General features: G+C 44.1%; 21 protein-coding genes. 15 read left to right on the top strand and 6 right to left on the bottom strand.

Annotation, left to right across the window (positions count from 1 at the left end; translation table 11 throughout):
* Nucleotides 1-45 precede the first annotated feature (45 nt).
* The 4 genes from pstC to P5G61_RS00240 all read left to right on the top strand — a co-directional run bounded on the left by pstC (nucleotide 46) and on the right by P5G61_RS00240 (nucleotide 5,140).
* Nucleotides 46-1,014 carry a phosphate ABC transporter permease subunit PstC gene (gene pstC, locus P5G61_RS00225; protein WP_079350562.1) on the top strand — a complete coding sequence of 323 codons (969 nt, stop codon included), beginning with the start codon at nucleotides 46-48 and terminating at the stop codon, nucleotides 1,012-1,014.
* Nucleotides 1,011-1,919, top strand: coding sequence for a phosphate ABC transporter permease PstA (pstA, locus tag P5G61_RS00230; protein WP_301243207.1), 909 nt, complete (start codon nucleotides 1,011-1,013; stop codon nucleotides 1,917-1,919). The genes pstC and pstA overlap by 4 nt, the downstream gene beginning before the upstream one ends.
* A gap of 174 nt (nucleotides 1,920-2,093) precedes the next feature.
* Nucleotides 2,094-2,849 carry a phosphate ABC transporter ATP-binding protein PstB gene (gene pstB, locus P5G61_RS00235; RefSeq protein WP_301243209.1) on the top strand — a complete coding sequence of 252 codons (756 nt, stop codon included), beginning with the start codon at nucleotides 2,094-2,096 and terminating at the stop codon, nucleotides 2,847-2,849.
* Nucleotides 2,850-3,001: 152 nt separating this feature from the next.
* Complete coding sequence (locus P5G61_RS00240; RefSeq protein ID WP_301243211.1) at nucleotides 3,002-5,140, top strand: RCC1 domain-containing protein; 2,139 nt, start codon at nucleotides 3,002-3,004, stop codon at nucleotides 5,138-5,140.
* Nucleotides 5,141-5,388: 248 nt separating this feature from the next.
* On the opposite strand, the gene P5G61_RS00245 is transcribed toward P5G61_RS00240, so the two are convergent.
* On the bottom strand, nucleotides 5,389-5,730 hold the full coding sequence (locus P5G61_RS00245; protein WP_301243213.1) for a hypothetical protein: 342 nt from the start codon (nucleotides 5,728-5,730) through the stop codon (nucleotides 5,389-5,391).
* 17 nt (nucleotides 5,731-5,747) lie between these two features.
* Entirely contained in the window at nucleotides 5,748-6,704 is a 957-nt protein-coding gene (locus tag P5G61_RS00250) for an MORN repeat-containing protein (protein WP_301243215.1), read from the bottom strand.
* A gap of 499 nt (nucleotides 6,705-7,203) precedes the next feature.
* On the opposite strand from P5G61_RS00250, the gene P5G61_RS00255 reads away from it, so the two are divergent.
* Together P5G61_RS00255 and P5G61_RS00260 are read left to right on the top strand one after the other, a co-directional pair.
* Nucleotides 7,204-7,950, top strand: coding sequence for an SDR family NAD(P)-dependent oxidoreductase (locus tag P5G61_RS00255; protein ID WP_301243217.1), 747 nt, complete (start codon nucleotides 7,204-7,206; stop codon nucleotides 7,948-7,950).
* A gap of 159 nt (nucleotides 7,951-8,109) precedes the next feature.
* The gene (locus P5G61_RS00260; protein ID WP_301243219.1) at nucleotides 8,110-8,457 is read left to right on the top strand and encodes a winged helix-turn-helix transcriptional regulator; all 348 of its coding nucleotides are present in this window, start codon (nucleotides 8,110-8,112) and stop codon (nucleotides 8,455-8,457) included.
* 436 nt (nucleotides 8,458-8,893) lie between these two features.
* On the opposite strand, the gene P5G61_RS00265 is transcribed toward P5G61_RS00260, so the two are convergent.
* Nucleotides 8,894-10,243: a DJ-1/PfpI family protein gene (locus tag P5G61_RS00265; protein ID WP_301243222.1), complete on the bottom strand. Its 1,350-nt coding sequence runs from the start codon at nucleotides 10,241-10,243 to the stop codon at nucleotides 8,894-8,896.
* A 588-nt stretch (nucleotides 10,244-10,831) separates the two neighbouring features.
* Between P5G61_RS00265 and P5G61_RS00270 the strand changes: the two genes are divergently transcribed.
* Entirely contained in the window at nucleotides 10,832-14,368 is a 3,537-nt protein-coding gene (locus P5G61_RS00270) for an S-layer homology domain-containing protein (protein WP_301243224.1), read from the top strand.
* A gap of 250 nt (nucleotides 14,369-14,618) precedes the next feature.
* Here the strand turns inward: P5G61_RS00270 and P5G61_RS00275 are convergent, their stop codons facing one another.
* The 3 genes from P5G61_RS00275 to P5G61_RS00285 form a co-directional block, all read right to left on the bottom strand.
* Complete coding sequence (locus P5G61_RS00275) at nucleotides 14,619-15,278, bottom strand: DUF554 family protein (protein ID WP_301243226.1); 660 nt, start codon at nucleotides 15,276-15,278, stop codon at nucleotides 14,619-14,621.
* 34 nt (nucleotides 15,279-15,312) lie between these two features.
* The gene (locus P5G61_RS00280) at nucleotides 15,313-16,455 is read right to left on the bottom strand and encodes a metal-dependent hydrolase family protein (protein WP_301243228.1); all 1,143 of its coding nucleotides are present in this window, start codon (nucleotides 16,453-16,455) and stop codon (nucleotides 15,313-15,315) included.
* Between the two features lie 370 nt (nucleotides 16,456-16,825).
* Nucleotides 16,826-17,437 carry a TetR/AcrR family transcriptional regulator gene (locus P5G61_RS00285; RefSeq protein WP_301243230.1) on the bottom strand — a complete coding sequence of 204 codons (612 nt, stop codon included), beginning with the start codon at nucleotides 17,435-17,437 and terminating at the stop codon, nucleotides 16,826-16,828.
* 199 nt (nucleotides 17,438-17,636) lie between these two features.
* On the opposite strand from P5G61_RS00285, the gene P5G61_RS00290 reads away from it, so the two are divergent.
* From P5G61_RS00290 to P5G61_RS00325, 8 genes are all read left to right on the top strand, one after another.
* A complete protein-coding gene (locus tag P5G61_RS00290; protein ID WP_301243232.1) occupies nucleotides 17,637-18,953 on the top strand; it encodes a P-loop NTPase family protein in 1,317 nt (438 codons plus the stop codon).
* Between the two features lie 81 nt (nucleotides 18,954-19,034).
* Entirely contained in the window at nucleotides 19,035-19,304 is a 270-nt protein-coding gene (locus P5G61_RS00295) for a hypothetical protein (protein ID WP_301243234.1), read from the top strand.
* 211 nt (nucleotides 19,305-19,515) lie between these two features.
* Nucleotides 19,516-20,553 carry an ROK family protein gene (locus tag P5G61_RS00300; RefSeq protein ID WP_301243235.1) on the top strand — a complete coding sequence of 346 codons (1,038 nt, stop codon included), beginning with the start codon at nucleotides 19,516-19,518 and terminating at the stop codon, nucleotides 20,551-20,553.
* A 329-nt stretch (nucleotides 20,554-20,882) separates the two neighbouring features.
* Nucleotides 20,883-22,082 (top strand): MFS transporter, encoded by a 1,200-nt coding sequence (locus P5G61_RS00305; RefSeq protein ID WP_301244278.1) that lies wholly within the window; start codon nucleotides 20,883-20,885, stop codon nucleotides 22,080-22,082.
* A 204-nt stretch (nucleotides 22,083-22,286) separates the two neighbouring features.
* Entirely contained in the window at nucleotides 22,287-22,454 is a 168-nt protein-coding gene (locus P5G61_RS00310) for a hypothetical protein (protein WP_301243237.1), read from the top strand.
* Nucleotides 22,455-22,775: 321 nt separating this feature from the next.
* Entirely contained in the window at nucleotides 22,776-23,102 is a 327-nt protein-coding gene (locus P5G61_RS00315; protein WP_301243239.1) for a hypothetical protein, read from the top strand.
* A 460-nt stretch (nucleotides 23,103-23,562) separates the two neighbouring features.
* Nucleotides 23,563-23,661, top strand: coding sequence for a hypothetical protein (locus tag P5G61_RS00320; protein ID WP_301244280.1), 99 nt, complete (start codon nucleotides 23,563-23,565; stop codon nucleotides 23,659-23,661).
* Between the two features lie 363 nt (nucleotides 23,662-24,024).
* Nucleotides 24,025-26,910, top strand: coding sequence for a GGDEF domain-containing phosphodiesterase (locus tag P5G61_RS00325; RefSeq protein ID WP_301243241.1), 2,886 nt, complete (start codon nucleotides 24,025-24,027; stop codon nucleotides 26,908-26,910).
* The last annotated feature ends 23 nt before the right edge of the window (nucleotides 26,911-26,933 follow it).

Consider the following 26,933-nt stretch of genomic DNA (forward strand, 5'->3'; position numbering starts at 1 on the left):
CACGGTCGCCAAGCTGGCTTCTCTATGTGAAAGGAAGAGTCCTTCATGATCGATTTGAATCCATCCACGAACAGCGCTGCTCCAAGTGAGCTCGGCTCAAGCCTTGGCAAGGCTCCCGGTTCGGGAACAAGGTTCGACCGCAAGGCCCGTTTAAGGTGGTCCAACAAACTGTTTCGTATGGTCTGCATCGGCAGTACACTGTTTGTTTGCCTGGTCCTGTTATGCATTCTGGTTCTTATGCTTCGCACAGGAGTGCTCACCTTTGCGGACGTTTCACTGACCGAGTTCTTCTTCTCCACCAACTGGGACCCGGAGAATGAACATTACGGGGCGCTGATTTTTATCCTGGGAACGCTGGCCTTGACCGGTCTTACCATGCTGTTTGCCGTTCCGATCTCCGTCATTATTGCCGTGTTTTTGGCCGAGATGACGCCAAAATGGCTTCGCCAAACGCTGCGTCCTGTCCTGGATTTGCTGGTTGGTATTCCTTCCGTGGTGTACGGTTTCTTGGGACTGACAATCCTCATTCCCTGGCTCCGGAATCTCAGTGGACATGACCTGGCGGACGGTTTACTTGCGGCGTCCATCGTTCTTACGATCATGGTGCTTCCCACAATCAGCCGGATCAGTGATGATGCCATATCCGCTGTACCGAACAAGTACCGGGATGCTGCATATGCACTCGGTGCCAACCGGTTTCAAACGGTAATCCGTGTGGTTCTGCCTGCGGCGAGAAGCGGAATCATGTATGCTGTCATTCTCGGAATGACCCGCGCCATTGGGGAGACGATGGCTGTAGTAATGGTTATCGGGAATACAGCACAGCTTGCAAACAGTCTGTTCACGCCCACAGCCGTGCTGACCAGTAATATTGTCATGCAGATTTCTAGTGTGGAATTCGATTCGACCTGGAATCACGGCCTGTACATGATGGGCTTTATCCTGCTTGCCATATCCATCTTGATGATTGTAGCTGTAAGAATGCTTCAGAAGAAAGGGGGACACTCCTCATGAGTATAAAAAAGCAGGCAACTCCGGTCCCCGCCTATTCATTTGCCAAACGGCGGAGCAGTTCCATGTTCATGGACAAGCTTTTTACAGGTTTGGTATGGGGTATAGGCATTATCGTCATTTTATTTATCGTCGGATTGTTGTTCTTGCTTCTGGAAAAGGGGCTGCCTTTGCTGAGCTGGGATTTCCTGTACGGGGTGCCGAGCGAGATTGAAGAAGGGGGCGGGATCGGCCCGGCGCTGTTCAACTCGTTCTATGTGTTGATTCTCTCCCTGCTCATCTCCATTCCGATTGGTATGGCAGCCGGGATCTATCTCGCGGAATTTGCGCCAAACAACAAACTTATGGAGATCATTAGAATTTGCGTGGAGGGTCTGTCTTCGGTGCCCTCAATCATCTTCGGGTTGTTTGGGATTGCGCTGTTTGTCGAGTATTTTGAGATTGGTCTTACGATTCTGGGCGCAGCGGTCAGTCTTGCCTTCCTGAATCTGCCTGTGCTCACAAGAGTGACGGAGGAATCGATCAAGGCGGTTCCGGTTGAACTTCGCAATGCATCCTTTGCGCTGGGTTCCACCCACCTGCAGACGATTCGTCATGTATTGCTGCCTGTAGCCCTGAACGGAATTATGACAGGCATCTGCCTGACGGCAGGCCGGGCATTCGGGGAGAGTGCGGTCATTATTCTAACCGCTGGGGTATCCACTTCAGGGGAGATGTGGGATTTCAGTCTGTTTTCGCCGGGAGGAACGCTGGCTGTGCATCTGTGGTACATTCAATCGGAAGCGATTGTGCCGGATGCCGAGGAAATTGCCCAGAAGGCTACGGCAGTGTTGATTTTTGTGGCCTTGCTTATTAATATTTTGTTCCGTGTGCCCCTGTGGCTGAATGCACGCAAAACACAGGTTTAAGACGTCAGCGGCGTACGGACCAGACTGCCAGAGGTCCATCCGCACCCTGCAGACGCATCGCTCAAAAGACGTATCGCCCAAAAGGCGTATCGGACCAACAGAACATAAGAATCATATGGAGCTCACCGTATTCATCCAGCAACACATTCTAATTCAACACCGGGAGGGCACGTTGTGCAGCCAATTATTGAGATCAACAAACTGAATTTATATTACGGCGAGTTTCAAGCACTTAAAAATGTTTCCATTGAAATTCCGGAGCGGGCCATTACGGCTTTTATCGGGCCATCCGGGTGTGGGAAATCCACGCTGCTGCGTACACTCAACCGTATGAATGACCGAATCCCCGGAACACGGATCGAAGGTCAAGTGGCTGTGGGCGGAACGGATATCTACAGTGGTGACGTGCACGTGGAATCCCTGCGCAAGAAAATCGGAATGGTGTTTCAACAACCGAATCCTTTTCCGAAATCCATCTATGAAAATGTGGCCTTTGGCCCAAAACAACACGGTATTCATGGCAAAAAGAAGCTGGACGAAATTGTGGAGCAGAGCCTTCGATCCGCTGCCCTGTGGGACGAAGTGAAGGATAACCTGAAGCGTTCAGCGCTAAGCCTGTCCGGAGGGCAGCAGCAGCGCCTCTGCATCGCACGTGCACTCGCGGTCGAGCCGGACATTCTGCTGATGGATGAAGCTACCGCATCGCTTGATCCCGTCTCGACTTTCAAAATTGAGGAACTGACGCATGAATTGAAGGAACGCTATACCATCGTGATGGTTACGCATAATATGCAGCAAGCAGCACGGGTTTCCCAGCAGACGGTGTTTTTCCTGAATGGGGAGGTCGTGGAATACTCCGCTACCCAAGACATGTTCGCCGAGCCCGTTGATTCGCGTACGCAGGATTATATTAGTGGTAGGTTTGGTTGAGGGGTGTGTGTAAAGCAATACAAGCCATTCATATGTATGCTGAATGGCTTTTTTTGTTACTTTTGTAGGGATGACAGAAATTTATGGATAGTAAAAATTACCCAAGACTGCTAGACTGACATTATTATTTTAGTACATATTAGGAGGATACAATGAAAAAGTTTTTCAAGGTTTGGTTAGTCTTAGTTCTAATTGTTCTCACAACAGCACCATCGTACACTAATGCAGCAACCTCTGTTAATGAAGTTCCACAACTCCAAAAAATCACTTCTTACTCAGGTACTCAGGTTCTAACGGAAGAAGGAATTTTGATATCATGGGGTGGTTTTGGTAGTGACGAAGGCAGCAAGACGAATTATACACAATCCGTATTACAAGGAATTAATCATATTGTAGACGTTTCTGTAGTGTACGGAGCGGCTATTGTGGTAACCCAGGATGGAACAGTATGGAAAGGTAGGGGAGTCGGTGAACTAGCGGAGTATACTAAGGTGTACTCAGAAGATAAGACTCACTTCAGTGAAAATGAAAAGGTTGTCCAAGTGGAGGCTACTCAAGATTTTATCTATGCACTACGAAAAGATGGGCAGGTCCTAGTTTGGAAAAATTCTTATTCTGAACCTTCGTTACCTACACTTATTCCTGGACTTGATAAGGTAAAAGACATCTTCGGGTCGTATTTCATTCGGCAAGACGGTACGGTATGGCATGTTATGCCTGGAAGTTCTGTAGCAAGACAATACATAAACATAACGGATGTCAAAAAGGTAGACCATGACGGATATGTATTCCTGAAAGAAGATGGCACCGTATGGTCGAAAAACGGTGACTCTACTGTGCAAATACAGCAGTTACCCCAAATTAAGGATATCTCTAGATCATCCGATGCGAATTTTGCTTTGGATGAAGCTGGAAACCTATATGGTTGGGGGTACAATCGTACAGGTACGTTAGGAGATGGGACAGCCAATCAAGTCACGATCCCCAAGATTATTCTCAAGAATGTACGTTTGTTAAGTGAAGCAGACAGTGGACACATGGTTGTTCAAAAAAAGGATCTGAGTGTATGGGCTTGGGGGTTTAATAATAGTGGTGGCCTTGGTGTGGAATTGCCCAATAAAAAGAAGAACTCACCTATCCCTATTCAGGTTCCATTTCAGTGGCCTACGCTCAATGTATGGGATCAGAGCATTCATTTGAATTTAAACGGTAAAAATCTCTATTTTACGTCGAACAAACCTTATCTAACGATAAAACAGGAAGTTTTGATCCCGGCACTCGCTTTTGCCAAACAAGCAAAATGGCCTGCTTCTATATCCAACGGCAAATTAAACATGAACGATTCTACCCATTCGTTATCTGTGACCAAAAGCAGTATGGTCGATGGCAAAGGGAATGTCCTTTCTTCAAATACCTCAGCGCAGTTCCGTAATGGGGAAGTCTATGTCCCGCTAAGGGTACTTTCTGAAGCATTCAATCTAACATTCAATTACTACTCATTCGATAGATCATATGGGATATATACTGCTGATTTTACACAAAAGGATAATCTGGATGACTACGGTAAACTAATTAGAACGAAAGCTTTGCCTGCTAAAGCGTCAAAATATCCATATGTTCTCGCGGGTATCCCTAATCAGTATTATGAGAAAGAATTTCCTAAGGCGAATTTTCCCAAAGGTTTATCTTTGAATGCAGCGCAGCTCTACCGGTCAAAAGCCGTGGGACTTCCCATTGAGTTAACCAGTGATGACTTTGGGCGTTACGCCAATCATATTTCAAAGTACTATGAGCTCTTGCTGAATACAGATTATCGCACCATCAATATGAATTGGGCAACAGCATTGGAAAGCCATGCTGGTGGTTCTACCAGCAAGATGGGTGATAAGACAGCCAGACAGCTGCAGATGGAAGCGTATGTGAAATGGATTAAGAACAAGAAAGTGATTATCCAGGGAGATGTTCGGCCCGAACCAAGTATGGTGACATATCGTAATGGGTTATTGTATATGCGTACCTACATTCAATATGAGATTGTGCAAGCCAATGCACCGAATGATTTGAAGCTTCGTAAGGATCGTGTTGTACAACTCATTTCTGCTCCTAAAGACAAGAAAATTATAGGTAGCTATGCGATGTATGTAGATGTTCCTTTAACTTCGGATCCTGAATTTAGTAATGGAAGTGCATGGGGTTCTTGGTCGAATGGCTTGAAAGTAGACACGAGGCAAAATGATATTATAAAAACGCCTTGGGAGAGTGTGTTTACGTTAACTATGTCTCCTGATTGATGAAGCATTAATTTCTAAAATTCTACAAATACCTACGGACCCAAGACAACATTGTCTTGGATGTTCGTAGGTATTTGTCGTTCCAAAACGAGCCTGGAGCACAGGCTAAGGTAAGTGAGAGGTTCTATAGTGTGGATTGTATTCGATACGCAAACCAAAGGATATGTCATCATTGAGCCAGAGAGACTGCAAAATGCATAGCAAAAGCGGACATTTAGTGATGTCCGCTCGCGATTGCAGCCAAATAATCATAGTTTCCAAGGAAGCTGTGGAAGCTTATATCGGAAAAAGGTAGTGTTTTCTTTCCTTACATAAATCCAAGGTGGTGGGATAGGGGTGCCTTTTGCTTTATATAAGACCGCCCCTTCATCGCTTGTCGAATATCCCTCGACACTTTGAATGTCCTCAAAATTAATCTTTCCCTGGTAAGATAACGTTTGTCCTTGAACCATGACATGGGGGGCACCTGCAATGACTCTTTTCGTCGTGTTGAGAATCCCAACTTTTCCTGAGAACAACATTACTAACTCGCTCATGAAAAGTATGACAATCAAAATGACTATGCTCTTAATCCATCGTTTTTTTCTCATTTCGTGACCTCCACTACCTAGGGAATCATCCCCATATAGTTCATGTCTTTTAATGACATGATCTCGTTGGATATGTAATTGAGTTTTACTGAATAAGGTCTAATCGCTTGAAGGAATTCATTAAGAATTTTCTTGCGATCTTTATCAAAGGAGGCTGATGTTATGTAATTCTCTTTTAATACATTATCGTTCTTTACGACTTGTTTAGAATAACTAACTGAATTACCATAATCGATTAGATGCGTAGACCCCGTGAATTTGCCACTAGTTAATGTGCCTTTGGAGAATTCGGAAGGTTTAATTCCAATATATTTTTCTGAAGAGCCGTCTTTCTTTTTATAATTGATAATCGTGTCAAAAAAGTACGGGTCCCCGATTAACTTTCCATTGAAATAATAGTTTTCGAGGGTGATTGTCGTCGTGTAATCTGTATATCTTAGTGAGACAATATCTGAGGAGTGGATTGCGTAATATCCCTGAGACATCTTGCCTTGATTGAATGTTCCATCGTTAATGGTGTTTATGTAACTTCCAGGTATAGGATGAACCTTGTCATCAGAAGTAAGATACTGTACTTCTAACCATTGCGTAATTTCTTTTCCTTTTCCATGATATGTATCATTATTCCACGATCCGGTGTAGGTTTTTGTGGTGAATTCACCTGTTCCTTTACCCATGTTAGATTCATCATAATCATCAAAGGGTACACCCGCACCTTCGACTAATTTATATGTATACTTGCCTTTTCCTTGCCGCTTACCATTCACCCAATCCCCAGAGTATACTTCGGTTTCTCCCCATCTCGCTGTCCCTTTACCATGAGGTTTCCCGTTTGAAACTTCGCCATAAAACGTCGCTCCATCTGACAATTTTAAATTTACTTTCTTCGATGCTGCTTCTGCTGTAGTAGAACTTAGTAATAGTAAAATTAAAGCTATAATAGTTAACGCCAAACCTGGATAAAATCTTCTCAAAAGTGTGCAACTCCTTCTATGTAATATGATCTGTGCGTAATATGCCATCTTCAACATTATCGGTTTATTGGGAGAATCTTTCTAGTTTAAATATAAAGTGGAGAATGCCCACATTTCACAACCCGTTAACTCTCGCTTCACAGAAGTAAACATGTAAAAGCTAGTCAAAACCCAGTCAAACCCAGAGTACCTACTTTATGAACTACATTAGCCATATTGGAAAGTAAACAACTAATAGATGACTTGTAGATGTAGAAAATTCCGGCAGAAATTAAAAGAACATATACCATATCAAACTTAACGGAGTTTACTTCCGTCTACTAGGCGGGTAAAACAAACGCTTGTGCCGCCTCAATTATTACTTTTTGGTGACTATATCACTAAAAAGTGGGTACTGTTTTTCTTGTAACTTTTCCTCCATACTATCGTTCATAGGAAGTTCATGAGGTGGACAGAGCATCCTATACAATATAAAAATTTATAATAGGAGTGTTATAGAATGGGGAAATTTGACGGAAAAGTAGCAGTTATAACCGGAGGTACAAGCGGTATCGGTCTCGCGTCGGCACAGCAGTTCGTACAAGAAGGGGCTTATGTTTTTATCACGGGACGCAGACAACGTGAACTGGATGAAGCAGTAAAGCAGATCGGTAAGAATGTTACAGGCGTTCCAGGTGACATATCAAAGTCAGAAGATCTAGATAAATTGTTCGAAACAGTAGAGCGAGAGAAGGGACATTTGGACATTCTCTTTGCAAATGCCGGACTAGGGTCATTGCTTCCATTAGGAGAAATTACAGAAGCACAATACTACAAGACTTTCGATGTCAACGTGAAAGGAACCATCTTTACAGTACAAAAGGCATTACCTTTGTTTCCAAATAAAAAAGGTTCGATTATACTAACGGGATCCACTGCCGGCTCGACGGGGATGCCAGCGTTTAGTATCTATGGTGCCTCAAAGGCAGCGATCAGACAGCTCGTCCGCAGCTGGATTCTTGATATGAAAGGGACCGAACTTCGTATGAACATCCTTAGTCCGGGAACAGTCGTAACGCCGGCGTACGATGAGTTATTTGGCTCCGAACTAGATTATTTCCTGGAACAGGCAAAAAATGATATTCCGCTCGGCAGAGTGGGACAGGTTGAAGAGATCTCAAATGCGGTCATGTTCCTAGCCTCTGATGAAAGCAGTTATATGAACGGCGTTGAATTATTCGTAGATGGCGGAGTGGCTCAAGTTTAACCAGGACATAATAATTATTAAACGACAAAGATTTATAAATAAACTTAACGCGCTTGAATTATCCCCTCCATGTAACGTACAATTTTTCCGTCAGTGATTCTTGAAGGATTAAGCGATACATGAAGGGGATATTCTCAGGTTGGGAGATGGTGCATTGATATGAAAACTTTTTACTGTGAACTGGAAGTTACACTGGAGGTTATCGGAGGAAAGTGGAAGGGGCTTGTTCTGTACTATTTAATAAAAGGACCTAAACGGACCGGGGAGCTTAAGAGACTCGTTAATAATATATCGCAAAAGATGCTGATTCAAACACTTCGGGAACTGGAAACAGACGGATTAATTCGCAGAAAAATGTACAATCAAGTACCGCCTAAGGTGGAATATTCAACAACAGAACTGGGTCAATCACTGGAACCCATTTTGAGATCGCTTTGTGATTGGGGGGGGAACTACGCAGAGCGATCCTACGCTCCGGGCGAGATTGAGATTTTGTATCTAGATTAAGTCTCTCGGACGCGGTTTAATGAGGCGCTTGTGTGCCCGGTTTCCCCACTCTATCTGAAATAAGATGTGTAAATGAGAGGAGAAGTCATGTAGAGAAATATAACTAACGTAGAGATTAGAGAGCTTAGCCGAAAACCATAGAATCTCTCGAAATGTGGATAAGGAGATTGACCAACTTCGCAGCGATATATACAGGTGCTGCGAGTTCACTAAGGCGGAATTTTGTTGGGAATTTATGTATACGTTAGAATAGTCATAACCAGTAGGTGGAATCCGAGGTGCCGCAAATAGGCGGACATCCATATAAGAAATTAAATGTAAAATCCTGTTTCATTCCGGATTGAACAGACGGTTCCGCTATAGAGTCCATCCGATATGTCGGTAGCCACATTCAAGCTGATTTAAACTCCAAATCCTTTGATGCGATCCTGTAAAATTACCCACGCCTATGAAACAATCGCCGATCAATGAAAAATCCGATAAGCAGAGATAGCATGCCAAGTATAATCGGCACAGCAAATGACTCCATTGAGAAAGGGTTTCCCTCCAGCTTCAAATGGTCGGTAGCGCGATATTCGAGTCGCTTGGCAGCAAATTTTGCTGTTAATACATCTTCTTGCTTGGACAAATCCTCAATTGCAGGGTCCATTGCAAACCGCCCTTGCGCATCCCTGTGTAAGAAAAGCATATTAGCACTATTGCTCGTTTTTTTCCATTGATGGACATCTTCAGCAGCTACAGACTCGGCTTGAGCACCGACGATAATCATCTTTGATAATGCGGGGGCCTCTTCCATCTGATAACGTGCAACCAAATTCAGGCCGTGCTTGGTTACAATCGGTTTATTTTCACGAGACACAGTTAATGTAGTCGTCGTTCCAGAAGCGGCATAGGTATCGAAGGCAGCGGACAAATCTAATTCATCTGCACCTGGATATAGCAGTACCCCTGCTTTGTCCTTCTTCCATTGATAAGCTTGATTTAAAATATACGTGATATCACTCAACCCTGCCGTGAATGGTTCCATTTTAGGCTGTGTTACATAATGATAAGAGGGATAATTAATTTCACTCGCCACTTTCTTCGCAGCTGCCTCGCCCAACTGCTGGGAAATCACGTGAAGGGTCGCGTCAATTCCGGATGTAAGGCCGGCAGAGGAGACGATATTACCTTGGGAAACATAACGCTGATCTTTCACCCACTGAATCTCAGGATAATTTTTGATTAGACGATTGATATCTCCCCAGTGAGTCGCAGCCATTTTTCCGTTCAGCAAGCCGGTATCCGCCAGATTTTCCGCGCCATTACATATAGAAAGAAGAATGGTTTTATCACTCGAATGATTGCGGACCCATTCACGGACTGGTGCATATTTTTTCTCATCTAAAATAGGCATAAACGGTATGACGATAATATCTGGACTTTTGCCAAGCATCAGGTCCATATCAGCAAACGAATAATGCGGGACAACATCCAGTCCTCCGGTTAAAGATTTAATCTTGTGATCAGGTGCCACGCTGAACACATTGTAAGCCCCCGTAAGGGCAAACATTTCGTACGGGACAAGAAAATCAAAAACTTCTGTTACCTCGTTTGCCAGCAAAACAGCTACGGTTGGTTTGTCAGCATCATATGTAGGTATCTTTACATGATCCAATGCAGGAGTATTCTTGTTATAGAGCGACATTCCAGCATTCGTTGTATGGGTGAAACCGACGGCGCCTGCCCCTCCCACAATGATGATCAAAACGAGGACATACATCAAGATTCGTAGTACAACTTTCACTTACCAGTTCCCCTTCCCAAATTTAAAATCATTACCTCAAAAAATATACCAATTCAGAATCAACTACACACCTGACTGCGGTCGGGTGGGGGACTCGGCTACCGCAGGAGGGGAGTACTGGACTTTGGTCTATTCCCTTTTATAATCAAGACCCGATAGGGCTACATTCATATTCCGCCGTGCTAAAGGTTTTTCAATTTGATGACTTCGGTCTTTCTCTATTGGGATGAATGATTGTATAAAGGACGCGTTAATCGGTACAGGTTCTTGTCCTCGGACAGTATGTATACGCCAGTCAGTTATCTTCCTAATCGTCCGCTAGCAGTGGTGAAAATTTCCTGAATGGTGAACAAATTCTGAATTTTTCTTCCCCCCCTTGCAACTTCTCTCTAGCACATTTCAAGACCTTAATATGGAGTAAGACTGAGCATAATCTTCATATACAAAACAAAAGACATCGTTAACGAAATGTAAAGCCATGCAGATATATGTCAAATTTTTAATATGCGCTTTCATTGCGTTGACCTTGCCCCCAAAGTCTCTTATATTTACTCCGACACAACAACTCAGAACGGTGGTGGGATGATCTTGTTCAACAATAAGGGAAAGAAAATGCTCGCTATGCTTACGCTTATACCACTGGCTACGGGCCTTGTAATGGGAGCTTTCCCTGCTCCAGTAACGTATGCGGATGCGGGAGATAACACGCCGACCAACAGCTCGGCAGCAGGGTCATGGCAAACGGGAGATTTGCACGTACATACGTTTGAGTCCGATGATGCTCAGAATTCGCTGGAAAATGTACTCGACGCGGGACTGACGAAGTATGGTCTGGACTGGATCGCGCTTACGGATCATTTGCGGTTATCCAAGCGGGATCACAACGGAGTAGACATTCCAGGCGGATCGATTCCGATGTCCCAAGGCATGAACGAATATCAGGTGCCACAGATCAAAGCGCTTCAGGAAGCAGGGAAATACGCTGGCAAAACGATTTTCTCCGGTTTCGAATGGGACATGCCGACGCATGAACACGTTGGGGTGGGGATTCTCACGGATGAGCCGAATTCAACCGAAGCGCTGGAAGCTGCGAATGAATTTGAATATCGTTTTACGAATCGCGCAGCGAATCTGTTCGATCCAACTGACGTAGCCAATTGGGATATGACAGGGGGACGTGCCTATACGACCCATCAGGATGCACTAGCTGCTATCAATTGGCTGGCAACCAAGTATCCAACGACGAGTTATGCAATGATCAATCACCCTTCACGGGGCAAAAACAAATATACCATCGCTGACTTCCGTGAGTTCAACGATCTGGCGCCACAAATCGTATTCGGTATCGAAGGTATGCTGGGCAACCAGATGGAACCGGATCGCGGCGGGTATAACACAACATACAATGTAGCCGATCCGACCGCAGATGATGGATACAAATACCGTACATACGGCGGTGTGGACTATATGGTCGCCAAGGTGGGTGGTCTATGGGATGCATTGTTGGGAGAAGGGCGTCACTTCTGGAACTATGGCAATTCGGATTACCATTTCAAGACGATTGACTCGAATTCCAGCGGTTATTTTCCGGGCGAATATGCCAAGACCTATTCGTGGGTTGATGGTACAGGCATGCAGGCAGTGCTGGAAGGACTGCGTTCGGGGAAATCATTTTCCGTATTCGGTGATCTGATCAACGCACTGGACTTCACGGCTTCCGGCGCAGGCACTCAGGCTGAAATGGGCGGAGACCTGGGTGTGACCCAAGGTGACGAAGTGGAACTAAAAATCCGTTTCAAGAGTCCCACTACAAGCAACAACTATGAAAAACCAATCAACAGCGGTATGTCCGCTGGACAAGTACCGGTGGTAGATCATGTCGATCTCATCGCGGGAGATGTGACGGGCAAGGCGGAGAAGGGCACAGCCGCCTATTCCAAAGATACTAACGACTCTACCGAAGTGCTGGCAACCTTCACGTCCAACGATTGGACAACAGATGCCGAAGGTTACCATGTCATCACGTACAAGATCAAAGCCACAGATCAGGATAAATATTATCGCCTGCGTGGTACAAATCTGGGCATGAATGTTGCTGGTGAGACTGTAGATGGTGAACCACAACTTGATCCGAAGATCACAACAGCGGATGCAGAGACTCGGTTCAACGAGATCAATGATCAGAACTATCGCGATCTGTGGTTCTACTCCAATCCGATCTTCGTAAGTGCTACACCTTACAGTGATGCACAGGCGGTAACGGATACGCTTCAAGCGATCGATCTGGGCGATCTGAGCGCGGTCACTTCCGACCTTACCCTTCCTGTTGAAGGAAAACATGGAGCCACGATTAGCTGGTCCAGCTCCAACCCGGAATTGATGGATGCACAGGGGAAACTTCTTACACAGCCTGAGAATAATGAGCGACTGGAATTGACGGCAACGGTACAACGTGGCAGCGAAACGGATACCAGAACGTTCACTGTCATTGTGGAAGGAACGAATAATCAGGTATTGGTGTTAAAAAGCAACATGACCACCGCTGACGGCCAGCCGTATCATACGGATACATGGACAAACCAGTTCGTAACGGTTAGTGTAACCAGCGCAGTATACGCGCCAGCCACTTCGGCGACGATCGAGCTGTCTCGTGATGGAGGTCAGACGTATGAGCCGTATACGGAGAATACACCTTTGGAGGTAAACGAGCCTGGAGAGCATAAGCTGTCATTCAGAGCGACAGACGATCTGAGCGAAACGTATACTTTACCCTTGGTGGTCAAAGTAGACCACGAAATCCCTGTCATCACCCTGCAAGGCAGCAGCCAGATGACATTAACCGTGGGAGATACGTATAACGAGCCTGGAGCACAGGCTACCGATAATGTGGGCATCCGTGGTTCGGTGCAGATTGACGGCACAGTGAACACACAAGCAGCGGGAATCTACACCCTTCGTTATAACGTGAAGGATATTGCGGGAAATGCTGCACAGGAAGTTATCCGCACCATTACCGTTCAAGCTCGTTCGGGCAATGGCGGCGGGGATACAGGTGGCAATAATGGAGGCAACTCTGGCGGGAATTCGGGAGGAAGCACACCAAGTGTGCCAACAACGCCTACCGTTCCGACCACACCTACCAACCCGGATACGGGATCAGATTCATTTACTGAATTGAAAGTAGAGGTCGAAGCGAATCAGCCGGTACAAACGGGGCTGAAAGATATCGTGCAATTCAGCGCTCCGGCTGGAGCCATTGGGCAAAAAGATACGTTGCAACTGTCTGTTGTAACCAAAGACAAGTTGCAGAACACGGCTTCGCTGAACGTACTGGGTCAAGCGGTACAAATCAGCCGCACTGGCGGACGGACATTGAATGAGCAGGCAGCACTTAGCTTGCAATATGATGCTTCCACGCTGCCTGAAGGAACACAGCCAGCGATCTATTATTATAATGAAGCTCGTCAGAGCTGGGTATTTGTCGGTGGGAAGACAGACGCAGCAGGAACGGTAACGACGAATGTGAATCATCTGGGTGCCTTCGTGGTGTCCAGTTACACACCAGCAAATCTGTCCGATCTGAACGGACACTGGGCATCCGACTATGCAGATCGTTTGATTGGCATGGACGTGATCCAAGGTTACACAGATGGTACATTCCAACCATCCAAGAAAATTACACGGGCAGAGTTTGTTACGTTGATCAGTAAGGCACTGGCCTTGAAGTCTGTGCAGTCGGATACGACATTTGCAGATCAAGGCAGTCTGCCAGACTGGGCGAAGAGCGACATCGCCGCAGCCGTACAAGCCGGAATCGTGAAGGGCTATGGTGATAATACATTCAAGCCTGATCAGACGATCACTCGTGCCGAGATGGCCGTGATGATGGCGAATGCGCTGAGGTTAAGTGCAGATGCACAGGCGGGAGTGAGTGGAGATAATGTAAAACCAAGCTTCACTGATGCGACGCAAACTCCGTCTTGGGCACAAGATGCACTGAATACAGCCGTTCAGGCCAAGATTGTGAACGGATATACCGATAATACAGTTCGTGCGGGAAATATGACGACCCGTGCGGAAGCCGCGGCAATGATCTATAAACTGTTGCTCGCAATGTACGTTTAATCTCAATAAAAGAATGAAAACAAAGGCCACCTGAGAGGGATGGCCTTTGTTTATTTGATAGTTAACTCATATATTTCAAATAAATGATTATTTACTTGTCTCGTCCAACTTTCAATTTTATCATCCTTCCTCAATGTACTTACAGTATGTAGCATTTATTATGTAAGTGAAAGTAATCCAAAACGAAAGTGTCACGAATAGAGAAATATATCAGCCAATCCTGGAGGGCAAGGGATTGAATGATTAAATTTTACAGCAAAAAGATAGGAACAAATAAGGCAGGTAGCAGATTCAACACTTTGATGTTGGTAATCTTCAAGATGTTTAACCCCGTACAAAGCGCAAGTATCCCGCCAATAAGGGTAATTTCGTTCATGATGTTTGACGTCATGAAGACGGATAAGAAATCAGCCGAGAAGAAGACCAGAACTTCAATGACCAAAAGAATGAACGCTGAAAAGATGATGCCGATACCGAAGGTAGATGCCAGAATCAATGACGTAATGCCAGAGAACATCGTATTGATTTGCAAAAAGGTGTTACCCCCCTGTAACGCACTTTGTAGTGGTCCCAGAATCGGGATCGATCCCACGCACAACAACGATATGGCAACAGTTAATTCTTCATTTAAGCCACTCGACGAGAACTTGTTCATGATGTTGGACAAGATGTTCTCGAAATTAATCAGTTGCCCAACGATCCCGCCTAAGGTAAGGAAGATGATAAACATTATCTGATATTGGCTGGTGGAGATGCTGCTCATGGTTGTACTAATGCCTATGATGAGCGCACTGATCCCAATCACTTGATTGAGTATGGCCTTGTATCCGTCATTCATGGACCTTTTGGAAATGGCTCCAAGGGTACTTCCGCATACAATGGAAAAGCAATTGATTAATATACCAAGCATGATTTCACTCCTGATCCTATTCTCAATTCTGAACTCACCATACTGAGTTTAGAACATCGTCGACTTCTTTTATTCTCGTCACAGATGGTGTTTGAATTAGATTTCCTTTGACCATGACCATAGAGATGTCTGACAAGGCCTCGATATGTTCCAGCGGATTTTGCTCCATGATGATTAGATCGGCATGTTTCCCGATATCCACCGTCCCTGTAACATCATCAACACCTAGGATCTCTGCATTGGTTCGGGTCACCATGTCGATGACCTGTTTGTTGTTCAGGTTGGTCTGTCTCATGTAGTGATCCATCTCTCTCCACATAGCATAGTGAGTCACGTACGGCATGGCGGCATCAGTGCCTATACCAATGGTGATGTCGTTTTCGATCGCTTGTTTTACGCCTTTGAGCATGGAATCGTAGACCAGTCTGGAATTCTCTTTTACCGTGGCACTTACCTTCGTTACGCTGGTATCCAGTGAAGCGGAGGGATAAGCGGCTTGCAGGGTGGGGATGAGTGCGGTATAGCCATTCAGGGCATTGGGATTATTTTTGTACAAACGAATGATTTCGTCGTCCATCTCCGAACCATGCTCAATGGTATCGACGCCACCTTTTAACGCGACTCTTACGCCTTCCGTGCTTTCCACATGAGCTGCGACTCGCAGGCCAATCTTATGCGCTTCATCGCAGATCGCTGCAACTTCGTCCACCGTCATCTGTAAACGTCCAGCTTCGCCCACCATTTTCGCATCCGTCACGCCACCCGTCACGCAGATTTTGATCCAATCCACGCCGTGTTTCACATTGATCCGTACATTTCTTCGTGCTTCCCAAGGGGAATCGCCAACCAGAGCAAGGAATGGAGCACCATGTCCGCCCGTGACACTTAGGAAAAATCCAGAGACGAGCAGATTAGGTCCGACAAAGTCGCCGTTATTAATCTCATCCCGCAGCTGGACGTCCGTGTAAAAGAATTCCCCCACACTGCGCATCGTCGTCACACCCGCATGGAGTGCGGTCAGCGCGTTGCGTTTCATACGTTTTTTCAAAACGTTTCTTCCGAATTTGGTATTCAATATCCGATCATAGGCAAACTGCAATAAACCTTCACTGACAGAGAGACTGAATGGTTTACCATCTGCAAAGAGGTGCACGTGGGCGTTGATCAGTCCTGGCATTACGTATTTTCCTGAGAGATCGATCGTTGTGTAGTGACTCGGGATATGCAACTCATGATCTCGGCCGATATCCTGAATAAGTCCTTTTTCATTGACGAATGGTCACGTTTTTTTGCAGATTACGGCTCGAATCGCCGTGGACCAGATTGACGTTTTTCAATGCGTAAGCGGTGTTCATGTGTGTTCCTCCTTAGAATGTGGGTGAGGTGAGTAGTTAGGGTAAAGGTAGATACTTGTTTCAATAATGAATAATTAATTCATTTTTAGGTCAAAAAAATAGGCAGATCTATGATGAAGTTTTTTTGCGTGCAAACCAAGTGAGATTGGTTTGCACGCTTTGTCTACCCGGCATAGATGATGAGATGGAGCGTTATTCGTTGAGACTCTTCATACCGTACAGTCTGTATACATACAATGCTTCGAATATTTGCTTCCGGCTGTCCTCACTCATATCCCGCTTTAATAGATCCAGGTTCATGTCGATCACGTTATGTGCGAGGATGTTCAACAAGATCAAATTCTCCTCGGTGCCAATCTCATACCGTTTATATTGATTTTTGAGATAGGCTTTCTTGGTTTCGATCATCAGCTCGACAAGCTCATTCTTGGCGTTGGTGTAGATGGTGCCTTTATTCTTTTCGAAGATGATGACAATCTGATTCCGGTACTTACGTAACACATCCACCTGTTCCTGCAACAGTGCCGACTTTCGCTCGCTATCTGTTTCCTCGAACAAGGTCTCGTTATCGAAGTGAATCGTCTCCACCAGCACATTTTTCAGATAATCCACCAGATCCGGCGGCACGACGGCGTAGAATAGTTCTTTCTTGTTCTTAAAATAAGTATAGATATTGCCCACGGAAATATTGATCACATTCGCGATATCGCTCATCTTGGCATCCACATAGCCTTTTTCAAAAAAGACCTTGAGCGCCGCGTATTCAATCTCTTTCCTGACTTCGTCTTTCTTGGCTTGGACCAATGGGAACGACTCCTTAATAGTGAATGGTTAGTTCGTTATTAGGTTAGACTTTTTTGAAGGGGTTGTCAAATGGGGGATTTCATTTCCTTATGTAATAAGTTTAACTAATCGTATATAATGGTGATGGTATATATTTACTATTGAACTTGAGTTTGTTATCTTAGATCAATTTATAGGACTAACATAGAGGAGCTAAAGTATGAATAATATCAATCTAGGACATGTTTTTGGTGTTTCTAAAAACATTCTTAAAAGTTATGTAGAGAGAGCAATTGACTATGAGCTAAAAGATAAACTTGATTTAACAGATCATCATATTGTAATTTTTGGCGAAACCAAAGTTGGTAAAACTTTTCTTAGAAAGAAATACATTCCTGTAACTAAAGAAGTTGTAGTAATTGACTGTACTAAGGGTATCAATCTGAGTGATATATATATGCAAATTTTATATAAATCAGGAGTAGATTCTATTGAAAGTATTACTAAATCTATGGAAGAAACTAATAAATTAAAAGGAGAAGTAAGTGCTAATTTCCTTGAATTTATAAAGTCTAAAATTACTGGTGAAACAGTAGATACATCAAAACATAATGAACTGATTAAACCTTATATCCCAAATACAGTTAGTGTTCTCGTGTCAAATGAGCTTGAGAAAAAGGGGATAAATACAATTATTCTTGATGATTTTCATTACTTACCTTTAATAGAACAATATCAATTAGCATTTGATCTAAAAATGTTCTATCAAAATGGTGTTCGGTTTGTCATACTAGGAACTAAAATAACATCAGGATATTTTGAAAAGTTTAATGGAGAATTGTCACATAGAATAGATTATATAGACGCTACTAAATGGAATGATTCTGAACTTAAAGAAGTTGTAGCTAAGGGATCAGAAGCTTTAAATATAAATTTCACTGGAGAAGTAATCGACTATCTTATCAATTCTTCAAACAGTATAATTTCTGTTTTCCAAGGATTGCTATTTAATTTATGCCAAAAGAATGATATAAAAAAACCTCAACAAAATCAGATAACTATCAGTAGTGTGGAAGAAGCCCAAAATGTAACTACTGAATACTGGGAAAGAATGACTTTAACATATTTTAATAAAATTAAGGATATTGCGAGTGGCGGAAGAAAAAGAAAGTTACAACTATACTACTATATTACAAAAATAATACTGAATTCCGAGCAAGATATAATAAGAAATGGATTTTCGTTTCAATACTTATACGAAAATTTGAAAAATCATCACCCTCTTGGGGAGAGCATCAATCATGGTGCTTTGACTACTGTATTAAACCATTTTGACGAACTACAGATAGACAAAGAGATATTTCCAAAAGTGTTCACATATTTTGATAAAAGATTATCAGTTGTAGATTCTGATTTTTATTTTATTACGAAGCATTTAGATAAAAGTAAAATAAATGAAATTCTTCCCCCTCATGATTACGCTATAGAAATTAATGAGACTGAAAGAGATATTCAAATGAAACTTTTTGAGGATTAATTTTTTACTACACGGTACGCTTTTGCGTACCACATTTTCCTAATATATTTGTTATCCTTTCCTTAACAAAGGAGTGGTGACATGACAAGTACCAACAGCGAAGAACTACCTTCGCAGTACGCACAACTCGTCCAACAAGAAGACGATTACGCTGATCAACTGATCACATGCAATAAACTCATCCTGGACGCCATGGACATCATCGCGAAGCAGGCAGGTGTGCTTGAGATGGATACTGTGAAGCAGGCTGCATATCACCTTCATGCCATGGAACAGGATCTGAACCGAAAGTTATTTGAAGTCCGACTGGAGAAGAGCATCTTAGCGAACCGAATGAGCCAGTCTACATAAAATTACACTTAAATAAGGGACAGCTCAGGATCATTTTAAGGTGATCGTGGCTGTCCCTTTGTATTTTCATCCGAACGGTTTTCGCTTCGAAATAAGCATTGACTTTCCACATCAATCCCCCTAAACTCCAGTTATTAAAACACTTTTAAAAACATTTCTCGATTGGTTAAAAATTATTTGAAAAGCAACGAAAGGAGGCTCACGGCTAACGATGTTACCTACATCACACAACACCCAACAGGTGAAGCGCATTAACGTTGAACTTGTGAAGAACACGCTCAGATCCATGGGAGTGGGTACGAAGGCTTCCATTGCTAACCTGACAAAACTTAGCGTGGCGACATGTGGCACAATCTTGAACGAGTTGCTTCAGACAGGTGAGATTATCGATCTGGGTCCAGACGAATCGAGCGGGGGAAGACCTGCAAGTCGGTATCAATTCAATGCGGACTACGCCAGTGTGCTGTCCCTGATTATTCGAACAGAGGGTGGCATTCACTCGATCACACATACATATGCCAATCTGAACGGAGAGATGGCGGACGAACAGACACTCATTTTGGATGAGATTAATGTAACGGTAGTAGAGGATCTGATTGCGAATCTGATCGAACAACACCACAATGTGCAGGCGATTGGTATCGGCATACCTGGGGTGGCACACAACGGCGTTATTGGAATTTGCGATGTACCGGAGCTGATGTACCAGCCACTCGGGCCAAGACTTAAGGAGCAATATGAAGACGTCGAAGTGGTCATTGGCAACGACATGAACTTGACGGTCTACGGGCTGTATAACCAGCAGCAATTTGAGGAAGAGAAGAACTTCGCGGTGGTGACTTTTCCGGAGAACCATTTTCCGGGTGCAGGATTTATCATTGATGGTCGTCCGCTGACCGGGAATACGCAATTTGGGGGCGAGGTATCCTTTTTGCCTTTTGGCGTGTCATGGGAAGAACAGCTGCGCATGTTGAAAACGACGGAAGGGTTGCAGGAACTTGTCACAAAGACGCTGATCTCCATCATTGCAATTATTAACCCGGCAGCGATTGTCGTTACTGGCGATACAATGGACCCGGCTATGCGGGATGACCTGTTACAAGGCTGTCTGGATCACCTGATTCCACAGGAGCATATGCCTGAGTTGATCATCCAAAGAGACACACGGCGCGAATATGTGACAGGGCTGGTCGCTGTTACGTTGGAGAGCCTGACCTACCGCATTCAGGTGGTTGAGAAGCAGTGGTAAATGAACATTGATCAGAAGGATGTCTCTCTTCAGTTCAAAGAGTTGTAGTCACACTCTAACATAAAATGAACTATTTCATTAAACAGATAACGGAGAGGACAGAAAAAAACCTGGAGAAGCGGAGCGTTCGCCTTTATCACCGGATTTTCCCTTTGGAGAAGGGAATGAAAAAAATCTGGGGATAACAGCGATTGGAAGGTTATTCTGTCATCGGAGTGTCCAAGTTAATGACTCTTGTTTCAACTTATATAGACACAATGGAGGAACTTATTTTGAATCAGCAAGCAGGTACACAAGGGAACAAACGAAAATTCAACAAGCTGTACGCCATGCAGCTGGCAACGATTTTTCTGGGATTTATCGTGTTTGGCATATCGGAAAATATTAAAGGGCCGGCCATTCCGCGCATTCAATTCGACTTCAATCTGGATGAGAAACAGCTAGGGACATTATTGTCCCTTAATGCACTGGGTTACTTGATCGCGTGCTCCTTCACCGCCATCCTGGTTCGCAAATGGGGCATTAAGGCGGTTAGCATCATTTCGTTTGCATCGATGATCCTATCGGGTGTGTTCATTTATGTGTCGCATACATATCCACTCTTTGCTTCATCATACTTCTTCATGTACATCGGAAACGGCATGCTGGAGATTGCGCTGGCGATTCTGGGGGCACGGATCTTTGTGAAAAACACAGGTACGATGATGAACCTGTCCCATTTCTTCTATGGGCTGAGTTCAACGGTAGCACCTTTGCTGGCGACAGGGGTGATGTCGTTGCACGTGTTCGGACACGAACTGGACTGGCGCGGTATGTATCTGGTGATGTTGTCACTCTGCCTTCTGCCGATCATTGCAGCGCTGCGCAGCAAATTTCCGGGGGATGATCTTCCTCATGAAGATCGGACTTCACTGAAGACGTTAACACGTGATCCAGCCATTTGGCTGATGGTGCTCATTCTTTCTTTTGGCGTGGTATCTGAACTGGCGGTTGGGGGTTGGCTCGTTAACTTTCTGGAGAAAGCCTATACGTGGGACACGGTCAAAGCATCTGGGCTGCTGTCTGCGTTCTTCCTCAGTTTCTCGTTGGGCAGACTGTTGCTAGGGCCGCTTACGGACCGGATCGGATTCGTATTGTCACTGATTCTGTTCTCTGCTTTTTCGGCGGTATGCACGTTCATCGCCATTGCGGGCGGAGAGGGGCTGGCATTCTTCTTTGCTGTATCGGGAGCGGGTATTGCGATGATCTATCCAACAGTCATGGCATTTATCGCACGCAGATATCCAAATGGCAGTGACACGGCTATTACGTTCGCGGTTACCCTGATGGGGATTGGCAGCGTTATTGGCAACTATGCCATTGGCTGGGTCATTGAAGGTGTGAAGAATGCGTATGGTGCAACCACTCAACTGGGGTTATTGCGCGGACTTCAGGCAGGATATGGATTTATCGGCTTATGCGCCGTGATCTGTGCGGCATCTGGAGTGGTGTTGTACGGGTACTTGAAGCGGAAGCAGGAACTGATTTAGTTATCATTTATTGATCTAAAACAGAAAGCAGTACTTGATGTGCAACGGAAATAGAGTATTGAACTGACCATGCTTCTTTAAGCTAACGGGCAACGATAGTTGAAAATAGTAAGGAGCAGTTTGCCGGTTAGCAACTGCTCCATTTATTAAGATTAACGAACCCAATAGGTAGTAGGATTACCTTTGAAGAGATTATCTAGTGCAGTGACCAGAATTCAATTCGATCAGACAGTGGTAGGTAGTTTGGATACGCAGCCTCCTGTGACACATACCAAGTATATTAACGATGCGCTAGATTCCATCCTAAGTTTTATTCAAAAAATGGTTTTTTTCAATGTGAAGAAGCAATGGAAAAGCACTGGGATTGAGTAGTAGGTTTTGATCACACCATTGTGCTAACTGGAAACGTTATTGGAATGATACATATTAATGAGCAGGTACTTCGGTATCCTGCTCTTTTTATTAAGCTAACGGGCAGGTTAGTTCCAATATGTGTTAATATAGTTTCTGTAATACCAATAAATTAACATGGGCTAACCCAGGTGATTTGAATGAGTCTAACCCACGAATTTCTTCTTCTTAGCAGCGATTTTGATTTGAATGACAGATATGAATGGCACAGAACTAATCGGTATACATGGGCTGAAAAGTCTGAAGTGGTCTGGTGAGATTATTCAGTACATGCCGGACTTCTTGAACTGGTTACCTACTTATAACCCCGAAACAAAAGAAAGTCACAAAGGGATAAATTACTACGGGGTAACCGTTATTAATAAGCCGGGAGCAGAGAAGCTAAAAAAGATATTAGGTAAATGGCTTGAATTAATCGAAGAAGCACCTGACATATTCAGTTTAAGAGGAGATACTGTTTGGAAAGAAGAAGAGAATGAAGATGGCTACTGGGAACAGACGAGAAATTGGTTGAAGCGAGAAACAATGCAGAGTGAATTAGAAGTTTTAATTGACTTAGCTATCGAAGCTTCAGAGAATAACCAATTGATTATTCATTTTGGAATCTAAGATAGCCGATTAAGGTAAAAAATTATGAGCTAATAGGCTGGTTAGCAACCAGCAGTGATTGATGTGATAGTCGAAATTGATGGTTACTTTGGGAATGTACTGCTTACAGGCAAAACATGTTCAATCAGAGAATTAAGAAAGAAGTACAATATTGCCAAAAGACAATGCACAAACATAAATGATTTTTCAGCCGTCTTTTGCAGACTATTTGAATTTGAATTAATACCTGATGCATATAAAGAAGGGATTCGGATTGATTTTGTAATTGATACAGATATAGACCATATTTATACACCAAGGAATTCAACTAACAGGGAACGATAGTTGAATAAAATCTCATCTCAAAGCTGCCGCGGAAATAACCGGCAGTATCGTTGCGCTAACGGGCAGTTTACATCAATTGCCCCTTTCCGGTAGGTGATGAAGTTCGTCTCTGCCGAAGTATTCACCGGATCTCAATCTGGTTGAAGGGCTATGGAAATGGCTGAAAAGCGATGTCGTCCAAACCTATTCTGCAAGAAGTTTTACCACATCCGCATCAACGTCGCCACCTTCATGAAACGCGTCAATGCCAGGCCGATGGAGGTCATCGATAGGCTTTGTGTCCGCATGTAATTCAAAAGTTCAGTCTAAATATACGGTTTTTAGAAACCTTCCTTTCGTTCCTTTCGTAATAACTTCCATACAAAATAAATTCCTCATATATTCTTAACATCGATGTGATAAGTTAAGTTTACACGGAATTGCCTTTTACGGAAAAACAACTTAAATCGCTCGTATGAATCACCTCGAATCTAAAAAACTGCGCGCCGCCGCAAATAAGTCTTCCCTCATACCTGCTCATAGCAATGCGGATACAAATGCAACCATCTAAAGCACAAAGGACTGACGGTCGATGCGGAAAAGTATCATCAAAAGCTTTTTGGAAACCACATATGAAAGCATATTCAAATTAAATACCAAGCCTCTCGTCGAGGATGAATATGTCTATAAAAATGATCTATTATTTGATGTTATTGATACCTTCGGCTATTTGATCAGCAGAGACGGGGAGGGACGCCTCAACAGAGTCAGTGAAGGAATATCTTCTATCCTAAAAATAAAGGATTATGCCGGAAAAACGGTTGATCAGGTAATCAGAATCGCGGACAACCATGAACAATTGATAACGTTTACCGAAGAATCGGATCGAATCACGTGGGAATCCAAACAAAAATTTCAACTGCAAACCTCTCTTATGCTGGGCGGAAACTCGGCGACCTTTGATGTCGTAAAAATTCCCATTTTTAATCCGGACCATTCCCGCCGTGAAATCCTTACCTTTCTGTTTGACATCACGGCTCAAAAAGAAATGGAAAACAAATTGAGGAAAAGTGAAAACCGGCTTGCCTACGCTCAAAAGATGGTTCAGACAGGCAACTGGGATTGGGATCTCGTAAACCGCAAAATACACTGGTCCGACGAATTATTCCACATTCACGGCATAGCAAAATCCTCGAGTTTTTCATTGGATGACCTAAAACAGTCAATTCACCCGGAGGATGCTGATGAAGTATTCCGTTTTTTTGGAGACATCATCAACGGAGGCCAAGCATCATCGGAGATCGAGTACCGGATCAATCGTGGTGCCGGGGAAGTACGCACTTTATTGGGGAGGGCTGAAGTCGTAACGGATGAATCCGGCAAGACTAAAGAACTTCTCGGTATTGTTCAAGATATCACCGAGAAAAAAGAGATCCAGGATAAACTGCGGGAATCCGAACTGATTTATCGTAGCCTGGTTACGGAGGCCCTGGTTGGCGTCATCATCTTGCAAAATGGGAAGTTGACTTATGCCAACCCGTATATTATCCATAAAACCGGTTACAGAGAGTCGGACCTGCTCCAAATGGATGTTCTTCAGCTGTTGTCGCCCGAGTACAGGGATGCCATGAGAGAAAGAATAAGTGACATCGTGAACGGGTACCCGAAAAACAGTTCGGAACGTATAAAGATTATACAAAAAGACGGGCAATTAATGGATGTCGAAGTCTATGTGAAATTATTGATTTTGGGCGGGATGCCCTCCTTGGTAGGAACATTGGTTGATATCACGGATGAGGTGCGCGCGTCGGCCGAACTCCATCAACTGGCCTTCCATGATTATTTAACGGGATTGCCGAACCGGAGATACCTGGAAAACGAATTAACAGATACGATCAAATCCACGAACGAAAAACAAAGCAAGATTGCCGTTATGCAATTGGACTTGGACCGTTTTAAATATGTGAATGAAACATTGGGATATTCATACGGCGATGAGCTTCTAAAAATGGCGGCCAATCGAATAAGCTCGTGTATTGGCGCTGGTAATACGATATTGTCAAGGCTAGGAGAAGACAATTTTACGGCAATCGTTCGTGATCTGAAAAACGAAAAGCAAGTGAAAGTCTTGTCTGCAAAGATTTTAAAAGAGATTCAAAAGCCTTTCTATCTCGATCAATATGAGCTGTTCCTTACCACCAGCATCGGCATAAGCATCTTCCCTTCTGACGGTAACGACGGCGGGACATTGCTTAAAAATGCCGATATTGCGCTGGCTCGAGCCAAGGAAAACGGCAAAAACAATTACCAATTTTACACTTCATCGATGAACGTGAATACCTTTCGGATCTTTTCGCTTGAAAAAGGCCTGCGAAAGGCAATATCGAATGAAGAATTCGAGATCTACTACCAGCCCAAAGTGTGCCCCCGATCCGGAACGATCCTGGGCGCCGAAGCGCTCATTCGGTGGAACCATCCGGAGTGGGGCATTGTCTCGCCAGCGGAATTCATCCCTCTGGCCGAAGAGACCGGACTCATATTACCCCTTGGAGACTTGATATCAAGAACCGTATGTGAGCACCTATCCAAGTGGGATCGACTAGGTCTGAAAAAAGTGCCCGTATCGATCAATATCTCTCCCAAAAGCTTTTTGGAGAGAGACTATGTGTCGAATTTGCATGATACGCTCCAAACCTTTGACGTACAAGGGAAATGGATCGAGCTCGAAATAACGGAAAGCGTCTTTTTGCAGCATGAAGAATCGATTCAGGATACCATGGCCGAGTTGAAAAACCTGGGCATCAGAATGGCCTTGGACGATTTCGGCACCGGTTACTCCTCTCTGTCTTACCTGACTCGTTTTCCTATTGATATTTTAAAAATCGACCGGTCCTTCATCAAAGAGGTAACCGCAACAAACAGCAAGGAAAAGTCCATCACACAAGCGATCATCCAGATGGCCAAAAGCCTGAACATGACAATTGTTGCTGAAGGCGTAGAGACCTTGGACCAGCTTCAGTTCGTGAAAGAGCATCTTTGCGATCAAGTACAAGGCTACATATTTAGCCGTGCGGTTCCCGAGCATGATTTTATCATGTTGCTGAGCCTGGGTACACTGCCTCCCAAAGAGGCCACGTCTGAGGGCGGCCTTGACGGAAAAGACAGAAAATCCGGGAAGCGAAGGTATTTCACACCTCCCTTACATGCAGATATGACCATAGTCAAAATAAAGGGCGAAGATATTAAATTAGGCGTAACGGAAGTCGCGATTAAAGAAATAGGCATCAACGATCTGCATTTCGTATCGACGTTGAGTCTGCCTGTAAGTCGAGACTTTATGATACAACTCAGGGCCAAACTCCTTGATCGAACGTTCCGGTTCAAAGGGAACATTGTTTTTAAGAACGAATTGGACGATATAAATGAATATGGATTGGTCTTTGACCTTCATAATAAAGACCGCACTTTATTAAATCAATGTTTGATCGGTTTGAAACCAGGTTGAGATTTAAGAGGCAATCATGCACA

Source organism: Paenibacillus vandeheii, from assembly GCF_030433635.1.
GTDB classification, from domain to species: domain Bacteria; phylum Bacillota; class Bacilli; order Paenibacillales; family Paenibacillaceae; genus Paenibacillus; species Paenibacillus vandeheii.

Bases quoted from the DNA above. Each gene is read 5' to 3' on its own strand.
- pstC (WP_079350562.1), top strand. From the start codon at position 46: ATGATCGATTTGAATCCATCCACGAACAGCGCTGCTCCAAGTGAGCTC.
- pstA (WP_301243207.1), top strand. From the start codon at position 1,011: ATGAGTATAAAAAAGCAGGCAACTCCGGTCCCCGCCTATTCATTTGCC.
- P5G61_RS00240 (WP_301243211.1), top strand. From the start codon at position 3,002: ATGAAAAAGTTTTTCAAGGTTTGGTTAGTCTTAGTTCTAATTGTTCTC.
- P5G61_RS00245 (WP_301243213.1), bottom strand. From the start codon at position 5,730: ATGAGAAAAAAACGATGGATTAAGAGCATAGTCATTTTGATTGTCATA.
- P5G61_RS00255 (WP_301243217.1), top strand. From the start codon at position 7,204: ATGGGGAAATTTGACGGAAAAGTAGCAGTTATAACCGGAGGTACAAGC.
- P5G61_RS00260 (WP_301243219.1), top strand. From the start codon at position 8,110: ATGAAAACTTTTTACTGTGAACTGGAAGTTACACTGGAGGTTATCGGA.
- P5G61_RS00275 (WP_301243226.1), bottom strand. From the start codon at position 15,278: ATGCTTGGTATATTAATCAATTGCTTTTCCATTGTATGCGGAAGTACC.
- P5G61_RS00280 (WP_301243228.1), bottom strand. From the start codon at position 16,455: ATGCCAGGACTGATCAACGCCCACGTGCACCTCTTTGCAGATGGTAAA.
- P5G61_RS00290 (WP_301243232.1), top strand. From the start codon at position 17,637: ATGAATAATATCAATCTAGGACATGTTTTTGGTGTTTCTAAAAACATT.
- P5G61_RS00295 (WP_301243234.1), top strand. From the start codon at position 19,035: ATGACAAGTACCAACAGCGAAGAACTACCTTCGCAGTACGCACAACTC.
- P5G61_RS00300 (WP_301243235.1), top strand. From the start codon at position 19,516: ATGTTACCTACATCACACAACACCCAACAGGTGAAGCGCATTAACGTT.
- P5G61_RS00305 (WP_301244278.1), top strand. From the start codon at position 20,883: ATGCAGCTGGCAACGATTTTTCTGGGATTTATCGTGTTTGGCATATCG.